This is a genomic window from Streptomyces spinoverrucosus (genome assembly GCF_006539505.1).
GTDB classification, from domain to species: domain Bacteria; phylum Actinomycetota; class Actinomycetes; order Streptomycetales; family Streptomycetaceae; genus Streptomyces; species Streptomyces spinoverrucosus.
The window spans coordinates 38,892-56,570 of sequence record NZ_BJND01000059.1 but is presented as its reverse complement, the minus strand read 5'-3'; the positions used below and the strand labels follow the sequence as shown (position 1 = coordinate 56,570).

Annotated in this window: 18 protein-coding genes; 9 read left to right on the top strand and 9 right to left on the bottom strand. The window is 71.5% G+C overall.

All coding sequences use genetic code 11. The features are described 5' to 3' along the window. Nucleotides 1–1,516 (bottom strand): FAD-dependent oxidoreductase (locus SSP24_RS32555; RefSeq protein ID WP_141313563.1); only part of this gene is annotated, 1,516 nt, incomplete at its 3' end. 200 nt (nucleotides 1,517–1,716) lie between these two features. On the opposite strand from SSP24_RS32555, the gene SSP24_RS32550 reads away from it, so the two are divergent. Genes SSP24_RS32550 through SSP24_RS32520 form a run of 7 tightly spaced genes read left to right on the top strand, consistent with a single transcriptional unit; the run spans nucleotide 1,717 to nucleotide 6,922 of the window. After that, nucleotides 1,717–2,802 (top strand): SchA/CurD-like domain-containing protein, encoded by a 1,086-nt coding sequence (locus SSP24_RS32550; protein ID WP_141313562.1) that lies wholly within the window; start codon nucleotides 1,717–1,719, stop codon nucleotides 2,800–2,802. 35 nt (nucleotides 2,803–2,837) lie between these two features. Further along, nucleotides 2,838–3,302: a cupin domain-containing protein gene (locus SSP24_RS32545; RefSeq protein WP_229864854.1), complete on the top strand. Its 465-nt coding sequence runs from the start codon at nucleotides 2,838–2,840 to the stop codon at nucleotides 3,300–3,302. Then, nucleotides 3,299–4,558: a beta-ketoacyl-[acyl-carrier-protein] synthase family protein gene (locus SSP24_RS32540; protein ID WP_141313561.1), complete on the top strand. Its 1,260-nt coding sequence runs from the start codon at nucleotides 3,299–3,301 to the stop codon at nucleotides 4,556–4,558. The genes SSP24_RS32545 and SSP24_RS32540 overlap by 4 nt, the downstream gene beginning before the upstream one ends. 7 nt (nucleotides 4,559–4,565) lie before the next feature. Then, complete coding sequence (locus SSP24_RS32535; RefSeq protein WP_141313560.1) at nucleotides 4,566–5,810, top strand: beta-ketoacyl synthase N-terminal-like domain-containing protein; 1,245 nt, start codon at nucleotides 4,566–4,568, stop codon at nucleotides 5,808–5,810. Nucleotides 5,811–5,832: 22 nt separating this feature from the next. Beyond that, nucleotides 5,833–6,087: an acyl carrier protein gene (locus SSP24_RS32530; RefSeq protein WP_141313559.1), complete on the top strand. Its 255-nt coding sequence runs from the start codon at nucleotides 5,833–5,835 to the stop codon at nucleotides 6,085–6,087. 1 nt (nucleotide 6,088) lies between these two features. Further along, a complete protein-coding gene (locus SSP24_RS32525) occupies nucleotides 6,089–6,568 on the top strand; it encodes an SRPBCC family protein (protein ID WP_141313558.1) in 480 nt (159 codons plus the stop codon). A gap of 21 nt (nucleotides 6,569–6,589) precedes the next feature. Then, nucleotides 6,590–6,922: a TcmI family type II polyketide cyclase gene (locus SSP24_RS32520; RefSeq protein WP_141313557.1), complete on the top strand. Its 333-nt coding sequence runs from the start codon at nucleotides 6,590–6,592 to the stop codon at nucleotides 6,920–6,922. Nucleotides 6,923–6,997: 75 nt separating this feature from the next. Here the strand turns inward: SSP24_RS32520 and SSP24_RS32515 are convergent, their stop codons facing one another. The 6 genes from SSP24_RS32515 to lipB form a co-directional block, all read right to left on the bottom strand. Beyond that, nucleotides 6,998–8,047: a methyltransferase gene (locus SSP24_RS32515; RefSeq protein WP_373306652.1), complete on the bottom strand. Its 1,050-nt coding sequence runs from the start codon at nucleotides 8,045–8,047 to the stop codon at nucleotides 6,998–7,000. 46 nt (nucleotides 8,048–8,093) lie between these two features. Then, nucleotides 8,094–9,176, bottom strand: coding sequence for a right-handed parallel beta-helix repeat-containing protein (locus SSP24_RS32510; protein WP_141313556.1), 1,083 nt, complete (start codon nucleotides 9,174–9,176; stop codon nucleotides 8,094–8,096). Nucleotides 9,177–9,319: 143 nt separating this feature from the next. Then, a complete protein-coding gene (locus SSP24_RS32505) occupies nucleotides 9,320–10,021 on the bottom strand; it encodes a DUF4191 domain-containing protein (RefSeq protein WP_141313555.1) in 702 nt (233 codons plus the stop codon). Nucleotides 10,022–10,071: 50 nt separating this feature from the next. Beyond that, nucleotides 10,072–10,272, bottom strand: coding sequence for an SCO2195 family GlnR-regulated protein (locus SSP24_RS32500; RefSeq protein ID WP_141313554.1), 201 nt, complete (start codon nucleotides 10,270–10,272; stop codon nucleotides 10,072–10,074). Nucleotides 10,273–10,548: 276 nt separating this feature from the next. Further along, nucleotides 10,549–11,514, bottom strand: coding sequence for a lipoyl synthase (lipA, locus tag SSP24_RS32495; protein ID WP_141313553.1), 966 nt, complete (start codon nucleotides 11,512–11,514; stop codon nucleotides 10,549–10,551). A 106-nt stretch (nucleotides 11,515–11,620) separates the two neighbouring features. After that, nucleotides 11,621–12,418: a lipoyl(octanoyl) transferase LipB gene (lipB, locus tag SSP24_RS32490; RefSeq protein WP_141313552.1), complete on the bottom strand. Its 798-nt coding sequence runs from the start codon at nucleotides 12,416–12,418 to the stop codon at nucleotides 11,621–11,623. 248 nt (nucleotides 12,419–12,666) lie between these two features. Here lipB and SSP24_RS32485 point away from each other — a divergent pair, with 248 nt between their 5' ends. Further along, entirely contained in the window at nucleotides 12,667–14,103 is a 1,437-nt protein-coding gene (locus SSP24_RS32485) for an NsdA family TPR-like regulatory protein (protein ID WP_141313551.1), read from the top strand. Nucleotides 14,104–14,640: 537 nt separating this feature from the next. On the opposite strand, the gene SSP24_RS32480 is transcribed toward SSP24_RS32485, so the two are convergent. Both SSP24_RS32480 and SSP24_RS32475 read right to left on the bottom strand, forming a co-directional pair. Continuing rightward, the gene (locus SSP24_RS32480) at nucleotides 14,641–16,005 is read right to left on the bottom strand and encodes an NAD(P)/FAD-dependent oxidoreductase (protein ID WP_141313550.1); all 1,365 of its coding nucleotides are present in this window, start codon (nucleotides 16,003–16,005) and stop codon (nucleotides 14,641–14,643) included. 197 nt (nucleotides 16,006–16,202) lie between these two features. Further along, nucleotides 16,203–17,099, bottom strand: coding sequence for a TIGR01777 family oxidoreductase (locus SSP24_RS32475; protein WP_141313549.1), 897 nt, complete (start codon nucleotides 17,097–17,099; stop codon nucleotides 16,203–16,205). A gap of 72 nt (nucleotides 17,100–17,171) precedes the next feature. Here SSP24_RS32475 and SSP24_RS32470 point away from each other — a divergent pair, with 72 nt between their 5' ends. Then, nucleotides 17,172–17,660 carry a GNAT family N-acetyltransferase gene (locus tag SSP24_RS32470; protein ID WP_141313548.1) on the top strand — a complete coding sequence of 163 codons (489 nt, stop codon included), beginning with the start codon at nucleotides 17,172–17,174 and terminating at the stop codon, nucleotides 17,658–17,660. Nucleotides 17,661–17,679: the final 19 nt, after the last annotated feature.

Below are 17,679 nucleotides of genomic sequence, written 5' to 3'. Positions count from 1 at the left end.
GGGCCTCCGCCCAGTCGCCGCCCTCCGCGTCGTACACCAGCTCGGCATCCGCTTCCGCGCCGATCCGGTACGCGTCCAGCCGTACGCCGTCCGTGTCGGCGATGCGCCGGGCGGCGGCGTGCCAGGCCGCGCCCGCGCTCGACCCGGCGTCGCTGAGCAGCACCAGTGAGCGCTCGTACAGATCGAGCGTGGAGACCCGTTCGCCCGCGCGGCGCAGCCACATGTGCGGGGCCCGGCTGCCCGGCTCCGCGGTCAGGCGCATCCCTTCGGGTACGACCGGCTGGGACGGGTCGGCGCCCACGACGGCGCCCTGCGGGTAGCGGTAGGCGAGGACGATGTTGAGGATGCCGCCGCCCTTGCCGCCGCCGATGCCGGGAGGCGGGGCGAAACCGGGGTGGCTGTGCTCCACCGAGCGGGCCGAGGCACGGGCGCTGGTGGCCATGGCGACGGGCCGGCGCTCGGCCTCGTACGTCTCCAGCAGCCCGGGGCCGGCCCAGCCGCCGAGGACGGCGGACAGCTTCCAGGCCAGGTTGTGGGCGTCCTGGATCCCGGTGTTGGAGCCGAAGGCGCCGGTCGGGGACATCTCGTGGGCGGAGTCGCCGGCGAGGAAGACCCGGTCGGACGCATAACGGTCGGCGACCCGTTCGGCGGCGCGCCAGGACGCCTTTCCGGTGATCTCGACGTCGAGGTCGGGGACACCGACGGCCTGCCGGATGTGCCGGTGCAGCCGTTCCTCGGTGAACTCCTCCAGCGTCTCGCCGTGTTCCGGGTGCCAGGGGGCGTGGAAGACCCAGTTCTCCTTGTTGTCGACGGGCAGCAGCGCGCCGTCCGCCTCCGGGTTGGTGAGGTAGCAGCAGATGAACCGCCGGTCACCGACGACGTCGGCGAGCAGCTTGGACCGGAAGGTGACGCTCACGTTGGCGAAGAGGTCGCCGGGGCCGCTCTGCCCGATGCCGAGCCGGTTCCGGACGGGGCTGCGCGGGCCGTCGGCCGCGACCAGGTAGTCCGCGCGGACCGTGTAGAGCTCGTCGCTGTCACGGTCCCGGACGAACGCCGTCACTCCTTCGGGGTCCTGCTCGAAGGACTCCAGCTCGTGGAAGTAGCGAAGGTCGCCGCCGAGTGCCTGGGCCCCGTTCCTGAGCACCGGTTCCAGGTCGTTCTGGCTGCACAGGCACCACCCCGAGGGGCTGAACCGCGCGAGGCCGCCGCCGGGGTCCATCTCCTTGAACAGCCACTCACCGGCGTCCCCGACCAGGGTCGGGGTCTGCATGATGCCGTGGTTGTCGGCGAGGAGGGAGGCCGCCGTCTTGATGTCCGGCTCGATGCCGGCCACCCGGTACAGCTCCATCGTCCGCACGTTGTTGCCGCGGCCGCGGGGGTGGATCGAGGTTCCGGCGTGCCGCTCGACGAGCATGTGGCGTACGCCGAGACGACCCAGGAAGAGGGACAGGGACAGGCCCACCAGAGAGCCGCCCACGACGAGGACGGGAACCTGGTGATCGGCTTTCTGCTGCATCAAGGACTCCTGAGGCAGTGGGGGGTGTGGAGAGCGTTGGAGTTTCCATGCCCTCTGGGAGGCGTTCCGCGTGCGCAATCACCCGCGTGGTTCACGCGAGTCGCGCACTGAGGGGGACCGGCAGAGGATCAAGAAGCGCTGACGTCGCGTCATCAGCGGCCGGCGTTCGCCTCTGCCTCCAGAGAAGGAGATTGCGCAGCATGACCACCACGTCGGAAAAGGTTTCGCAGCAGCTGACGCGACAGGCGTCGAAACGGGTCTCCACCTCCGTGTTCGACGGCTCCCGCCTCCGGGTCGTCCTGCTGGTCGACGTATACGAGGGTGCCCAGCAGCAGTTCCTGGAGGCCTACGAGCAACTGTGCAACCAGGTCGCCTCGGTGCCCGGCCACGTCAGCGACCAGCTGTGCCAGTCCATCGAGAATCCCTCCCAATGGCTCATCACCAGTGAGTGGGAGAGCGCCCCGCCGTTCCTCGCCTGGGTGAACAGCGAGGAGCACGTGCAGATGGTGCGGCCGCTGCACAGCTGCGTACGCGACACCCGGTCGCTGCGCTTCCACATCGTCCGCGAGATGGGCGGCGCGGCGGCGATGGCCGACGCGGGAACGCGCCGGCTGCAGGTGTCCCCCCGGATCGGCGATGGCCTGATCCGCCACGCACTCACCTTCACGGTCACGCCGGGCAGCGAGCCGGAGGTCGCGAAGATCCTCGCGAACTACGATTCGCCCGAGACGCGGGTCGACGAGACCACCCGTCTGGTCCGCACCTCTCTGTTCATGCACGGCAACCGGGTCGTGCGAGCCATCGAGGTCCGCGGCGACCTGCTTGTGGCACTGCGTCACGTCGCCCGGCAGCCCGAGGTACGGGCGGTCGAGGAGGCCATCAACCCGTACCTGGAGCAGGAGCGGGATCTCAGCGACGACGAGTCCGCGCGGGTGTTCTTCACCCGGGCGGCGCTGCCCGCCGTGCACCACGTCAGCCTGGACGAACAGCCCGAGGGCGAGCGGTACGCCCTGCACTACCCGGCCCGGCCGGGTGAGGGCATGCGGCTGGCCGAGGCGCTCGCACGGCAGGACGAGGCGACCGCGGAGGACCCCGCCGGCCCGGTCCTGCGCAGCACGATCTTCCAGCGGGACGACGTCGTCGTACGGCTGATCGATGTGCGCCCCGGCCTGGGCACCGACGCCGCCCTGCCGAAGCCCGGGGCCCCGGCCCCGCTGAACGCCCTGCTGGACGGCGACGTCGTCCGCATGGAGCTCATCACCGACCGTCGCTCGCCGGATGCCTGACCCCGTCAGGCGCAGCACACCCACGGAGGAACGTCGTGATCAAACCCATTCCGAAGATCGTGGACCTCAGCGAGGTCGAGCCCAACACCCGGCGCGGCGGCGATCTGCGCGCCATGCTCACCCCGACGACGGTGGGCTCCACCAGCGGTTTCATGGGCGTGGCCATCGTGCAGCCCGGCGACCGCATCGCCGAGCACTACCACCCCTACTCCGAGGAGTTCGTGTACGTCGTCTGCGGGCAGCTGGAGGTGGACCTGGACGGCGAACCGCACCCGCTCCGGCCGGAGCAGGGGCTGATGATCCCCGCCCACATGCGCCACCGCTTCCGGAACGTGGGCAATGTGGAGGCGCGCATCGTCTTCCACCTGGGACCGCTGGCCCCGCGCCCGAGCCTGGGACACGTCGACACGGAGGAGACGGAGGTCATCGGGGCCGCCGCGGTGGCCACGGAGCCCGCTGCCGCGGGTGCCGCCCATGACCGAGGTCAGGTCCGGTCATGACCCGGCGCGTGGCGGTCACTGGCATAGGCATCGTTGCTCCGGGCGGGATCGGCGTACCGGCGTTCTGGAATCTGCTCGCCGACGGCCGTACCGCGACGCGGGGCATCACGTTCTTCGACCCGGCCGGTCTGCGCTCCCGGATCGCCGCCGAGTGCGACTTCGACCCCACCGCGCACGGCCTGGATGCCGAGCAGGTCGAACGGGCGGACCGGTACATACAGTTCGCCCTGGTCGCCGGCGAGGAGGCGGTGCGGGACTCGGGGCTCGACCTCGGCCGGGAGGATCCCTGGCGGGTCGGCGTCTCCCTGGGCACCGCCGTCGGCGGCACCACCCGGCTGGAGCACGACTACGTCCTGGTCAGCCATCGCGGGCAGCGCTGGAACGTCGACCACACCGAGGCCGAGCCACAGCTGCACCGGGCGTTCTCGCCCAGCACCGTGGCCTCCGCGGTGGCGGAACGTTTCTTCGCCCAGGGGCCCGTGCAGACCGTGTCCACCGGCTGCACCTCCGGTCTGGACGCCGTCGGGTACGCCTTCCACACCGTCCAGGAAGGCCGGGCCGACATATGCATAGCCGGGGCCTCGGACTCTCCGATCTCCCCGATCACCATGGCCTGCTTCGACGCGATCAAGGCCACCTCTCCGAACAACGACGACCCCGCGCACGCCTCCCGGCCCTTCGACAACAACCGTGACGGCTTCGTCATGGGCGAGGGCGGCGCGGTGCTCGTCCTGGAGGAACTGGAGCACGCCCGGGCCCGCGGTGCCCACGTGTACTGCGAGTTCGGCGGCTACGCCACTTTCGGCAACGCCTACCACATGACCGGTCTGACCAAGGAGGGCCTGGAGATGGCGCGGGCCATAGACACCGCCCTCGACCAGGCGCGGCTCGACCCGACGGCGATCGACTACGTCAACGCACACGGCTCCGGCACCCGGCAGAACGACCGCCACGAGACGGCGGCCGTGAAGCGGGCGCTCGGCCACCACGCCTACGACACCCCGATGAGCTCCATCAAGTCCATGGTGGGGCACTCCCTCGGGGCGATCGGAGCCATCGAGCTGGTCGCTTGTGTGCTGGCCCTCGCCAAGCAGGTTGTACCGCCGACCGCGAACTACGAGATCCCCGACCCCGAGTGCGACCTGGACTACGTCCCACGCGTCGCCCGCGAACGGAAGCTGACCAGCGTGCTGTCCGTGGGCAGCGGGTTCGGCGGCTTCCAGTCAGCGGTGGTCCTGACCCGGCCAAGGGAGTGAGGACAGGATGAGCGAACCACAGGACCGGCGTGCGGCCATCACCGGCATCGGGGTGGTCGCGCCCAACGGCACCAACCCCGACACCTTCTGGAAGGCCACCCGGGAAGGCCTCAGCGTCCTCGACCGGGTCACCCGCGAGGGCTGTGAGCACCTTCCCCTCAAGGTGGCCGGCGAGGTCCGCGCCTTCGACCCGGCGGCGACGATCGAGGAGCGCTTCCTCGTCCAGACCGACCGGTTCACGCACTACGCCATGGCCGCGGCCGACCTGGCGCTGGACGACGCCCGGCTCGGGCTGGCGGACACCCCCGACGCGCCGTACTCCATCGGCGTCGTCACCGCCGCCGGGTCCGGCGGCGGCGAGTTCGGCCAGCGCGAACTGCAGCGACTGTGGGGCAAGGGCAGCCGGTTCGTGGGGCCGTACCAGTCCATCGCCTGGTTCTACGCCGCGAGCACCGGCCAGGTGTCCATCCGCCGCGGCTTCAAGGGGCCCTGCTCCGTCGTCGCCTCCGACGAGGCCGGCGGCCTGGACGCCCTCGCGCACGCGGCACGGGCGGTGCGACGCGGCACCGACGTGATCGTGGCCGGCTCCACCGAGGCGCCGCTCGCGCCGTACTCGGTGGTCTGCCAGCTCGGCTACGAGGAGCTGAGCCGCGAGACGGATCCGACCCGGGCCTACCGCCCGTTCACGGACGCGGCATGCGGGTTCGTGCCGGCCGAGGGCGGCGCGATGCTCGTGGTGGAGGCGGCGGGCGCCGCCCGGGAACGCGGCGCCGAAGTCCGGGCCGTGGTCGCGGGCCATTCGGCCACCTTCACCGGCGCCTCCCGCTGGGCGGAGTCCCGGGAGGGGCTCGCCCACGCGATCCGGCAGGCCCTTCGGGAGGCCGGCTGCGCACCCGAGGAGATCGACGTCGTCTTCGCCGACGCCCTCGGAGTGCCGGAGGCGGACCGGGCCGAGGCGCTGGCGCTCGCCGACGCCCTCGGCGAGCACGGCACCCGGGTGCCGGTCACGGCGCCGAAGACCGGAATCGGCCGGGGGTACTGCGCGGCCCCCGTGCTGGACACCGCGGCGGCCGTGCTCGCGATGGAGCACGGGCTGATCCCGCCGACGCCGAACGTCATCGACGTCTGCCACGACCTCGACCTCGTGACGGGCCGCGCCCGGACCGCAGAGCTGCGCACGGCTCTGGTCCTCAGCCGCGGACTCATGGGGTCGAACTCGGCGCTGGTGCTGCGGCACGGCGCCGTGCAGTGAGCACAGCAAAGGAGGAAGGCACATGTCCCAGATCACCGTGGAGGAACTCGCCGCGCTCATGAAGAAGGCCGCCGGGGTCACCGTCAGCCCGCAGCAGCTCCAGGAGAAGCCGGACACCGGCTTCGACGTCCTCGGCGTCGACTCGCTGGGCCTGCTCGGCATCGTCGGCGAGCTGGAGAACGTCCACGGCACCCCGTTGCCGGTCGACGCGGAGCGCTGCAAGACGCCCCAGCAGTTCCTCAACCTCGTCAACAGCACCCTGATGGCAGGAGCCTGAGATGGCAGGACACACCGAGAACGAGATCACCATCGCCGCCCCGCTGGACCTGGTCTGGGACATGACCAACGACCTGGAGCGGTGGCCGCAGCTGTTCAGTGAGTACGCGTCCGTCGAGATCCTCTCCCGGGAGGGGAACAGGACGACGTTCCGGCTGACCATGCACCCGGACGACAACGGCACCGTCTGGAGCTGGGTCTCCGAGCGCGAGCCGGACCGCGACACCCTCACCGTCAAGGCGCGCCGGGTGGAGACCGGGCCCTTCGCCCACATGAGCATCCACTGGCGCTACGAGGAGGTCCCCGCCGGCACCCGGATGGTCTGGACGCAGGACTTCGCGATGAAGCCGGACGCGCCTGTCGACGACGCCTGGATGACCGACAACATCAACAAGAACTCCAAGATCCAGATGGCCCTGATCCGGGAGAAGATCGAGCAGGCGGCCGCCGGTCACCGGCCCGCCCCGGCCCTGGCCGACTGAGCCGGACGACAGGAGAAGACCGTGCACCAGGCCCTGATCGTCGCCCGCATGGCCCCGGGTTCCGCCCCCGACATCGCCAAGGTGTTCGCGGAGTCCGACCGGGGAGAGCTGCCGCACCTCGTCGGCGTCGTCCGGCGCAGCCTCTTCCAGTTCGGCGATGTGTACATGCACCTCATCGAGTCCGAACGCGAACCCGGACCAGCCATCGCCAAGGTCACCTCGCACCCCGAGTTCCAGGAGGTCAGCGAGCGCCTCTCGGCGTACGTCAGCGCATACGACCCGGAGACCTGGCGGTCCCCGAAGGACGCGATGGCGCAGCGCTTCTACCTCTGGGAGCGCGACGCCGGCGCCTGACCCCCCGTCCGGCCACCGGTGCCGGGCCCGCGTCCGACGCGGGCCCGGCACCGGTGTTCTCCGGGAGCGGGACGCTCACCCGGGGACCGAGCAGTCGAACGCGTGCAGATAGGGGTTGACCGGCCGGATGTCGCCGACGGTCAGGCCCGCGTCGGTCAGCCGCCCGACCATGCTGTCGGTGGTGTGCTTGGCCCCGCCGACGTTCAGGAGCAGCAGCAGGTCCATGGCGGTGCTGAAGCGCATCGACGGGGTGTCGTCGACGAGGTTCTCGATGACCACGACCCGGGTGCCGGGACCGCCCGCCTCGATGACGTTGCGCAGCAGTCTGGCCGTGGACTCGTCGTCCCACTCCAGGATGTTCTTGATGATGTAGACGTCCGCCGCGACCGGGACGGACACGCGGACGTCGCCGGGCACGATGCGCGTCCGGTCGGCGAGATCGCCGCCCTGGCGCAGCCGCGGCACGGCGTTCTCCACCACCCGCGGCAGATCCAGCAGAAAGCCCCGCATCGACGGGTACTTGTCCAGCAGGCTGGCCACCACGTGCCCCTGGCCGCCGCCGACGTCCGCGACGGACGAGGCGCCGGACAGGTCAAGCAGCGCGGCGACATCGCGCGCCGACTGCTCGCTGGAGGTCGTCATCGCCCGGTTGAAGACGTCGGCCGACTCCGGGGCGTCCTCGTTGAGGTAGACGAAGAACTCCTTGCCGTAGAGGTCCTCGACGACGTTCCTGCCGGTGCGCACCGCCTCGTCCAGCTTCGGCCAGGCGTCCCAGGTCCACGGCTCGGTGCACCACAGGGTGATGTCACGCAGGCTGTTGGGGTCGTCCTCGCGCAGCAGCCGGGACATCTCGGTGTGGCTGAACGTTCCGTCGGGCCGCTCGGCGAAGACGCCGTAGCAGGACAGGGCGCGCAGCAGCCGGCGCAGCGGCTTCGGCTCGGTCTTCACCGCGGCGGCGAGGTCCGGCACGGTCATGGGGGTGTCCCCGAGTGCGTCGGCGACGCCCAGCCGGGCGGCCGCGCGGACGGCGGCGGCACACGCCGCCCCGAACACGAGCTCTCTCAGCCGCATCGACGGCGGCGGGGGTGGGGGAGGAGCCGAGAGCCCGGGGGATGGTGCGGTCATGTGCCGCCTTCCTTCCTTCCGTGCGTGGGTGGGATACGGCGTCCGGTCAGCACAGACCCGCGGGCTTGGAGGCTCCGCAGGAGTTGCTGTCGAAGGTGTTGGCGCTCGCGGTGGCTTCCTGGTTGACGAGGTCCGCCGGCGTGTTGCTCAGCAGGTAGTTGCCGGTGATCAGGTTCCGCTCGCTCGTGACGCCCACCATGCTCTTGAACAGGACGATGCCGCCCGACAGCGGGGACTCGCCCGAGTGGCCGGTGACCACGTTCCGGGTGACCAGGGTGTTCTCGGCGCCGGTCAGAACGATGCCGGAGCCCTGCAGGAAGGGCAGCCTCTCGGTCTTCGCGCAGTACTTGTTGTTCCGCACGACGTGGTTGCGGCTGACGGTGATGGCGCCCGCCTTCGGCTTGTTCTCGTCGCCGACGACGAACATGCCGGCGCAGTTGCCGGCGACATGGTTGCGCTGCACGATCAGGTTCCGCAGCCGGCGGACGGTGAGGCCGATCCGGTTGTCCTCCAGGACGTTCCGGTCGATCACCGCGCCCTTGGTGTCCGTGGCGCCCACCTCGGCCTTCACGTTGTTGGCGAGGAACAGGCCCGCGTCACCGTTGCCCCGGGCGGTGTTCTGCCGGAACACGCCGCGGGTGGAGTGCTCCTGGGCGATGCCCCACTGCCCGTTGTCGTCGGCGATCACCCGCTTCACGGTCAGACGGTCGGTCCCCAGGGAGAACACGCCGACCTTGGGGAACTTGGTCACCTTCAGGTCGGCGATGGTGACGTCCGGGAGGGCCTTGTCCTTCTCCCCGATCACACAGATGCCGTTGCCGGCCTCGGCGCAGTTGATGGTGGCCTTCTTCGCCTTGGACGTGGCCTTCTGCTGGGCCGGCTGGATCACCGTGTCCTGGCCCGCGCCGCGCAGGGTCAGTCCTGGCGTCTTCACCGTGACGCTCTCGTGGTAGACGCCGGGCAGCACGAGCACCGTGTCACCGGGCAGGGCGGCGTTCACGGCCTTCTGAATCGACTCACCCGGCGCCACCACGTGGGTCCGGTGGGCGGCCGAGGCCGGGGCGGTACTGACGAGCGCGCCGAGCAGCGCGGTCGTGCATGCGAGATACGTAATATGGCGTTTTGTCACATGCCGAAGGCTAGGAGCGCATCAGCCGATTACCGGCCGGATGCTCCGTTCGACGGCGTGTCACTCCGGAGAGGTAAGTACGGGCTGGGCCCGGGCACCCTGCGCGCCCGGGCCCAGCCCGCACTGGTGATCGGTGACCGAGGTTAGCGGGCCCTCGGCCCGCCCTTCGGCATCCGCATGCCCTTGGGCATGGGCCCCTTCGGCAGCGGCATGTTGCTCATCAGGTCGCCCATCGCCCGCAACCGGTCGTTGGTGGCGGTCACCTGCGGGCCGGTCAGCACACGCGGCAGCTTCAGCATGGTCGTGCGCAGCTTCTTCAGCTCGACCGTGCCCTCGCCGGTGCCGACGATCAGATCGTGCACCGGGACGTCCGCGACGACCCGGTTCATCTTCTTCTTCTCGGCGGCCAGCAGGGACTTCACCCGGTTCGGGTTGCCCTCGGCGACCAGCACGATGCCGGCCTTGCCGACTGCCCGGTGCACGACGTCCTGGCTGCGGTTCATCGCCACCGCGGGGGTCGTCGACCAGCCCCGGCCGATGTTGTCGAGCACGGCCGCGGCGGCGCCCGGCTGGCCCTCCATCTGCCCGAAGGCGGCCCGCTCGGCGCGGCGCCCGAAGACGATCGCCGTCGCGAGGAAGGCGAGCAGCAGGCCCAGGATGCCGAGATAGATGGGGTGACCGATCAAGAAACCGATCGCGAGGAAGACACCGAAGGTGACGATTCCGACTGCCGCGAGTACAAGACCGATCTTCTTGTCGGCCCTGCGGGTCATCTTGTAGGTCAGAGCGATCTGCTTCAGTCGCCCGGGGTTCGCAGCGTCCGCTGCGGTTTCCTTCCTCGCCATGCCACGAAGTCTACGTGGCCCGCGCACCGCCTTCGACGGCGGTGCGTCGGTCAGGACCGACGGGCGAGGGCCTGCTCCACGATTCGCTGCGCCTCGACCCGGTCCTTGGCCCGGCGGCGGTCCTCCAGCACGGAGGTCCAGGCGTTGCGGCGGGCGGTGCGCTGGCCGCTGCTCATCAGCAGCGACTCCACGGCGCGCAGGGCGGTGGTGAAGGACGGAATGGCGGTGGCGCGAACGGGCGCGGCCTGCATGGTGGAGGTCCCCCCTCGACGAGACGGCTGCTGGGACGGGTGTACGTGGCGTGAGTCCAGCGTCACTGATTGGTGTTACCAGGGCGTGTCCGACCGGTCAAACACCAATGAAGCCTTGATGCGACGGCCCCGAACGCTGACGCGGCCCTGACGTACGCCCTCATCTGCGAGGACGGTCAGGACCGCGTCGTATCGGTCACTACTCGTGGGTAGCAACTTGTGCGCGAATTCACACGCTTGCCGGGCATCGTACGGGGCAGGGCGGGTGACGCCGTGTCAGACAGCCTGGGCCGCGACGTACGTGCCGCGCTTCTCGACGGCCATCTGGTACAGCCGCCCGGCGCGGTACGAGGAGCGCACCAGCGGGCCGGACATCACACCGGAGAAGCCGATCTGCTCGGCCTCCTCCTTCAGCTCCACGAACTCCTGCGGCTTCACCCAGCGCTCCACCGGGTGGTGGCGCACGGACGGCCGGAGGTACTGGGTGATGGTGACCAGCTCGCACCCGGCGTCGTGCAGCTGCTTCAGCGCGTCACTGATCTCCTCGCGGGTCTCGCCCATGCCGAGGATCAGGTTCGACTTGGTGACCAGGCCGTAGTCGCGGGCCGCGGTGATGACCTTCAGGGAGCGGTCGTAGCGGAAGCCGGGGCGGATCCGCTTGAAGATCCGGGGGACCGTCTCGACGTTGTGCGCGAAGACCTCCGGGCGCGAGGAGAAGACCTCCTCGAGCTGCTCCGGGACCGCGTTGAAGTCGGGGGCGAGCAGCTCGACCTTGGTCCGGCCGGCCTCGCGGTGCGCGGTCTGCTGGTGGATCTGGCGCACGGTCTCGGCGTAGAGCCAGGCCCCGCCGTCCTCCAGGTCGTCGCGGGCGACGCCGGTGATGGTGGCGTAGTTCAGGTCCATGGTGACCACGGACTCGCCGACCCGGCGGGGCTCGTCGCGGTCAAGCGCCTCGGGCTTGCCGGTGTCGATCTGGCAGAAGTCGCAGCGCCGGGTGCACTGGTCGCCGCCGATGAGGAAGGTCGCCTCGCGGTCCTCCCAGCACTCGTAGATGTTGGGGCAGCCGGCTTCCTGGCAGACCGTGTGCAGGCCCTCGCTCTTCACGAGGTTCTGCATCTTCGTGTACTCGGGGCCCATTTTCGCCCGGGTCTTGATCCACTCGGGCTTGCGCTCGATGGGGGTCTGGCTGTTGCGGACCTCCAGGCGCAGCATCTTGCGTCCGTCGGGTGCGACTGCGGACACGACCGGCTCCCTGTGCTTCGATTCTTCGGCGTACACCAGGGTACGCCCGTGTTTACTCAGCCCTGCCGTCAGGCCAACCCCATCGCCGCAGGGCCCATTCCCGGCGTCAGGCGGTCGCCTTCTCGATCTCCCGCGGCTTCAGTTCCGCGTTCTCCAGTACGTCCCTCAGATGGCGCTCGGCGACCGGGACCACCTCCTCGACTGTGATGTCGCGGCCCAGTTCGTTCGCGAGGGAAGCGACGCCCGCGTCGCGGATGCCGCAGGGGATGATCTTGTCGAACCACTTGTTGTCCGGGTTCACGTTCAGCGCGAAGCCGTGCATGGTGACGCCCTTGGCGACGCGGATGCCGATCGCGGCGATCTTGCGGTCCTCGCGGCGCTGGCCCGCGTTGGACGGGGCGTACTCCGGACCGTTCAGGCGCGGGTCGAACTCCTCGTCGGTGAGGCGCGGGTCGAAGTCCAGGGACAGTCCGCCGAGGGGCGGACGCTGCTCGACCGGGTCGCCCAGGACCCACACCCCGCTACGGCCCTCCACACGCGTGGTCTCCAGGCCGAACTCCGCGCACGTGCGGATCAGGGCCTCCTCCAGCCGCCGTACGTGTGCCACGACGTCGACCGGGCGCGGGAGCTTCTGGATCGGGTAGCCGACCAGCTGGCCCGGGCCGTGCCAGGTGATCTTGCCGCCGCGGTCCACGTCGATGACCGGCGTGCCGTCCAGGGGCCGCTCGTTGTCCGCCGTGCGGCGGCCCGCCGTATAGACCGCGGGGTGTTCGAGCAGCAGGACGGTGTCGGGGATCTCGTCGGCGAACCGCGCCGCGTGCACCCGGCGCTGCTCGTCCCACGCCTCCTGGTACTCGACGGCGTCCGCACCGAATCCCATACGGACGAACCGCAACTCACTCACGGCAAGCGCCTCCCTCGAAGGTCGTAAGGCATGAAACGCGCCTACGCCACTGTACGACTGTCCGAGGCGCGTCAGCCCTGGGGGCAATCCTCACACGATCGGATGAATGAACGTCGAAGTGTGCGATCAGCTGCTCACTCTCCGCTACATTCGCGCCGTTCACGAGGCCATAAGGGCTGCTCACAGGCAATCCGGGCAGCACGGCGGCGTAACCGCCGAAAGCCCGAAGGCAGGAGACCGCACCGCAGATGACGGAACGACCCGCGCAGCGCACTCCCAACCGCCAGCTCGCCGCGCTCATCGCAGAAGCGGGGTTCTCCAACGCAGGTCTCGCCCGTCGCGTGGACCAGCTCGGCCTCGAACACGGACTCGACCTCAGATACGACAAGACCTCCGTCACCCGTTGGCTGCGCGGACAGCAGCCCAGAGGGACGACCCCGGCGCTCATCGCCGAGGTTTTCACGCGCCGGCTCGGCCGCCGCCTCACCGCCCAGGACCTGGGCCTGGACGCCTGCGCCCCGGTGTACGCGGGGCTGGAGTTCGCGGCCGGTCCGGAAGAGGCCGTCGACATCGTCAGCGGACTGTGGCGGAAGGACTCCGGAAGTCATGCCGAGCTGCGCAAGATCGCCTTCACCCCGGCCGGACTGGTCGTGCCCAGCCGGGACTGGCTGATCGGCCGGGCCGACGAGAAGGTCGCCCGGGGCGAGGCCCCGGCCCGGGTGCCCGCGCAGGGCCGCCCGGTGGTGCCCCAGCAACGTGGCCGGGCCGAGCGCGGGCCCGGCCACCGGGTCACCTCCGGCGACATCGCCGCGCTCCGCTCGGTCGCCGAGCTGTTCCGCACCCTCGACAACGCCTACGGCGGCGGCCACGCCCGGCAGGCGCTGGTGCGCTATCTGGAGCACGAGCTCGAACCGATGCTGCGTGGCACCTACGGCGAGCAGACCGGCCGCCGGCTGTTCGCGGCCGCCGCCGACCTCACCCGGCTCGCGGGCTGGACGTCGTACGACATCGCCGCGCACGGCCTCGCCCAGCGGTACTTCGTGCAGGCGCTGCGGCTGTCGCAGGCGGCCGCGGACCGGGCGTACGGGGCGTACGTCCTGGTCACGATGAGCCGGCAGGCCGTGTATCTCAGCCATGGCCGCGAGGCCGTGCAGCTGGCGCGGGTGGCCCAGCAGGGGATGGGCAGCTCCGCGCCGCCCGTGGTGCAGGCGCTGCTGCACGCCGCCGAGGCGCGGGGACACGGGGTGCTGGGGGAGGTACGGGCGTGCACGGCGTCCCTCGTCCGTGCCGAGCGTGCCCTGGAGGCGGCTCGGCCTGGCGACGACGTCCCGTACTGGGCGCGGTTCTTCGACGAGGCGCAGCTCGCCGACGAGTTCGGGCACTGCCACCGGGACCTGCAGCAGTTCCGCGCCGCCGCGCAGCACGCGGAGCGCTCACTGCAACTGCGGCCGCACGGCTTGGCCCGCAGCCGCCTGTTCTGCCGCGTCGTCCTCGCCACCGCCCGCCTCGGCCTCGGCGAACTCGACCAGGCCTGCCAATTGGCCGCCGAGGCTGCCGGTCAGGCGGCGGAGATGCGATCGGTGCGGGCGGTGGAATACGTCAAGGACTTCGAACGCCGCCTGGAGCCGTACAAGGACGCGGCCCCGGCACGGACGTATCGGGACAAGGTGGCGGCGTTGAGCTGAGCGGGGTTGTCAGGTGGCGGCGCTGGGGCTGAGCGGGAGTGTCAGGTGCGGCGCTGGGCTGAGCGGGAGTGTCAGGTGGTGGCGCTGAGTTGAGCGGGATCGTCGTGTGGCGGCGCTGAGCTGATCAGCAGGTGCATGGGTGGCCGCCGCCGCGGCATGGCGAGCGTCGGTCTTTCCGGCGCGACTCACCGCCGGCGCCGGTCGTTCAGGTCCGCCGCCACGGCGGGCAACCACCGTGGCGGCTCCGGGCGGTGCCGAGTCGGGCCGCGGTCTGTCCGCGACCGCCGGTCGTTCGGGGCCGCCGTCACGGCGGGCAACCACCGTGGTGGTTCCCGGCGGTGCTGAGTCGGGCCGCGGTTTGTCCGTGATCGCCGGTCGTTTGGGGCTGCCGCCAGGGTGGGCAACCGCCGTGGCGGTCCACGGCGGTGCCGAGTCGGGCCGCGGTCCGTCCGCGACCGCCGGTCGTTTGGGGCGGTCGGCGCGGCGGGCAACCACCGTGGCGGCTCCCGGCGGTGCCGAACCGGACGCCCCCGTCCCTTACGCCGCCCGCGCCCTGGGCGCCGGGTCCGCCGTGTGCAGTGAGCCCGCCGCGCCCAGGTCCGTCAGGATCGCCGTGGTCGCCCGGTGGGCCGAGTGCAGGGCGCCCTGGACCGTGCTGGTGTCCCGGTGGTCGCCGCACACGTACAGGCCCGCCAGTAGCCGCACCGGCCGGCGCAGATCATGCGGCGGCCGCATCATCGGCACGGCCTCGGCGGTGTGGTGCACGGCGAGCGTCTCCCAGCGTGCCGTCGACGTGCCGTACAGCCGGGCCAGATGCATCCGTACCGCCGTGTCGACATCGCTCGGCGGAGCCCCCAGCACCGTCGACGACACCAGCGCCCGCCCCTGCGGCGCCCGCGTCGGATCCACCGCGCTGACCACCGCCGTGTGCGCCACCGGACCGCCCCGGTCGGCGTCCAGCAGCAGCGACGCCCCGGTCTGTGGCGCCTCGTCGGTCGTGTGATGCACCACCGTCACCGGATGGAAGCCCGGCACCCGCAGCCCCGGCAGCAGCTCGGCCGCCGTCCGCGCGTCGGTCGCCAGCAGCACCGCCCGGCACCGGAACTCCCCGTGCTCGGCCGTGCTCACCGACGTCGTGGACACCCCGGTGACCCGCACCCCGGTGCGCACCGTCCCCGGCGGCAACCCGCGCGCCAGCAGCTCCGGCAGCGCCTCGGCGCCCCCCTCCGGCACGCACATCCGCCCCGCCGCGAACGCCCGCAGCGCCAGGTCCGCGCACCGGCTGGACGTCATCAGCTCCGGGTCGCACAACAGCGCGGCGAGCAGCGGGCGCAGGAAGCCGTCGATCGTCCGGGCGGGCAGCCCGCGCGCCGCCAACGCCTGACCCGCGGGCAACTCCGGGCGGGACAGCAGCCGTTCGACCGGCATCCCGCCGATCCGGGCCAGCGCGGCCCCGAGCCGCGCCTGGTCCACGGCACTGCCCAGCGGCGCCCCCGCCAGTCCACGGCCCCCCGCGACCGGCCGCGCCGTCGAACGGGGGGCGCTCGCCAGGGCGCGCACGGCATGGAGTGCGCCCCTCGCGCTCCGGCCGCCCGCCGGGGCGCCCGCCCGCTGCCGGCGCCCGTCGCTGTGCAGCAGGACACCCGGGGTGAACGCGCGCAGCGCGAGCGCGTCGAGCCCCGGTGTCAGGCGCAGTTCGGGATACGACGTGAACAGAAGCTGTCCGATGCGGTCGAGCCGGAAGCCGTCGACCTTCTCCGTCGCCATCCGCCCACCCACGCAGGGCGTGGCCTCCAGGACGGTGGTGGGGATTCCTGCACCGGTCAGCCGATGCGCCGCGGCGAGACCGGCGACCCCGGCTCCCACGACGACGACGTCCGCCTGATACGCGGGCTCAAGCACGTGCCCCTCCTCGACGTTGCGCGGCCGGTGGAGAGCTGATGCCCTCAACCGGCTGCGGGAATACCCGAGTTCGGGTCGAGGTTAGGGCCGCGCCCGGTCAGGGGCAGTCGCGCATGAACAGGGCACGGTCGCACAGCGGTCGCATACGGTCATGTACGGCCATGGACGCAAGCCCCCACGCACATCCGCCCCACCCCTCACCCCGCCGCCCGAATCGCTTCCTCGATCCCCGGAAACGCGAAGCCGAACCCCGACTCCAACAGCCGCTTCGGCACCACCCGCTGGCTGCCCAGCACATCCCCGGCCATCTCACCCAGCACGGCCCGCAGTACCGGTGCCGGTACTGCGAACAGCGTGGGCCGGCGCAGCACCCGCCCCATCGCCGCGGTGATCTCACGGTTGGTCAGCGGCTGAGGGGCGGTCAGGTTGAACGGCCCCGACAGGTCGTCCCGGTCGATCAGGTGCCGGAGCGCGGCGACCTCGTCGTGCAGCGAGATGAACGACCAGTACTGCCGCCCGTCCCCGAGCCGCCCGCCGAGACCCGCCAGGAACAGCGGGAACAGCCGCCCCCAGGCACCGCCCTTGCGGGACACCACCAGCCCGGTCCGCGCGAACACCGTCCGCACCCCCGCGTCCCGCGCGGGCGCCGCGGCCGACTCCCACTGAACGCACACCTCCGGCAGGAAGCCCGTCCCCGGGGGCGCGTCCTCGTCGACGGCCCGCTCCCCGGTGTCCCCGTAGTAGCCGATCGCGCTGCCGTTGACGAACACCCGCGGCCGCCGCTCCGCCGGCAGCCCCGCGACGGCGTTGGCCAGCGTCGCCGTACCGCGCACCCGGCTGTCGCGGATCCGCGCCTTGTACACCTCCGTCCAGCGCCGGTCGCCCACCCCGGCGCCCGCCAGGTTCACCACCGCGTCGCACCCGGCGAGCCCGGCCGAGTCGACGTACTCGCCCTCGGGGTCCCAGCGGACCTCGTCCGCCGCCCGGGGCTCCCGGCGCACCAGGCGCACCACCTCGTGCCCCTCGGCGGTCAGAGACCGCACGAGCGCACTGCCGATGAGACCGGACGCGCCGGCCACCGCGATTCGTTCCATGCGGCCCATACTGCCGGTCAACGCCGCATAAAGGCCGCACAGGCCCTCGTACCGCCGCCGTAAAGTGACGTCATGCCGGTTCCGTACATACGTCACGCCAGGTACGCCGACGAGGAGGCGCTGGGGCGGCTCGACCGCCGGTGCTGGTCCGTGCTGCACTCCGTCCAGCCGCGCCCCAGGCCGCCGTACGAACCCTTCTTCAGCGACCGTTTCGGGCCGCGCGACCACCTCGTCGCCGAACTCGCCTCGGCGGTCGTCGGCTACATCCGGCTCGGCTTCCCGACACCGCTGGAGAGCAACGCGCACGTCCGCCAGATCCAGGGCCTGGTCGTCGCCGAGGAGGCGCGCGGCGCCGGGGTCGGCCGGGCGCTGCTGCGGGCCGTGCAGGACGAGGCACGGCGGCAGGGCGCCCGCCGGATCACCCTGCGGGTCCTCGGGCACAACACCCCGGCGCGCAAGCTGTACGAGGCCGAGGGGTTCGTGGTGGAGGGGGTGCTGCCGGAGGAGTTCTTCCTCGACGGGGAGTACGTCGACGACGTGCTGATGGGCCGTTCCCTCTGATCCGCCGTGCCGTGCCCGG

Coding starts and splice junctions, on each gene's coding strand:
- SSP24_RS32550 (WP_141313562.1), top strand. CDS start 1,717: ATGACCACCACGTCGGAAAAGGTTTCGCAGCAGCTGACGCGACAGGCG.
- SSP24_RS32540 (WP_141313561.1), top strand. CDS start 3,299: ATGACCCGGCGCGTGGCGGTCACTGGCATAGGCATCGTTGCTCCGGGC.
- SSP24_RS32535 (WP_141313560.1), top strand. CDS start 4,566: ATGAGCGAACCACAGGACCGGCGTGCGGCCATCACCGGCATCGGGGTG.
- SSP24_RS32530 (WP_141313559.1), top strand. CDS start 5,833: ATGTCCCAGATCACCGTGGAGGAACTCGCCGCGCTCATGAAGAAGGCC.
- SSP24_RS32525 (WP_141313558.1), top strand. CDS start 6,089: ATGGCAGGACACACCGAGAACGAGATCACCATCGCCGCCCCGCTGGAC.
- SSP24_RS32515 (WP_373306652.1), bottom strand. CDS start 8,047: ATGACCGCACCATCCCCCGGGCTCTCGGCTCCTCCCCCACCCCCGCCG.
- SSP24_RS32505 (WP_141313555.1), bottom strand. CDS start 10,021: ATGGCGAGGAAGGAAACCGCAGCGGACGCTGCGAACCCCGGGCGACTG.
- SSP24_RS32500 (WP_141313554.1), bottom strand. CDS start 10,272: ATGCAGGCCGCGCCCGTTCGCGCCACCGCCATTCCGTCCTTCACCACC.
- SSP24_RS32485 (WP_141313551.1), top strand. CDS start 12,667: ATGACGGAACGACCCGCGCAGCGCACTCCCAACCGCCAGCTCGCCGCG.
- SSP24_RS32475 (WP_141313549.1), bottom strand. CDS start 17,099: ATGGAACGAATCGCGGTGGCCGGCGCGTCCGGTCTCATCGGCAGTGCG.
- SSP24_RS32470 (WP_141313548.1), top strand. CDS start 17,172: ATGCCGGTTCCGTACATACGTCACGCCAGGTACGCCGACGAGGAGGCG.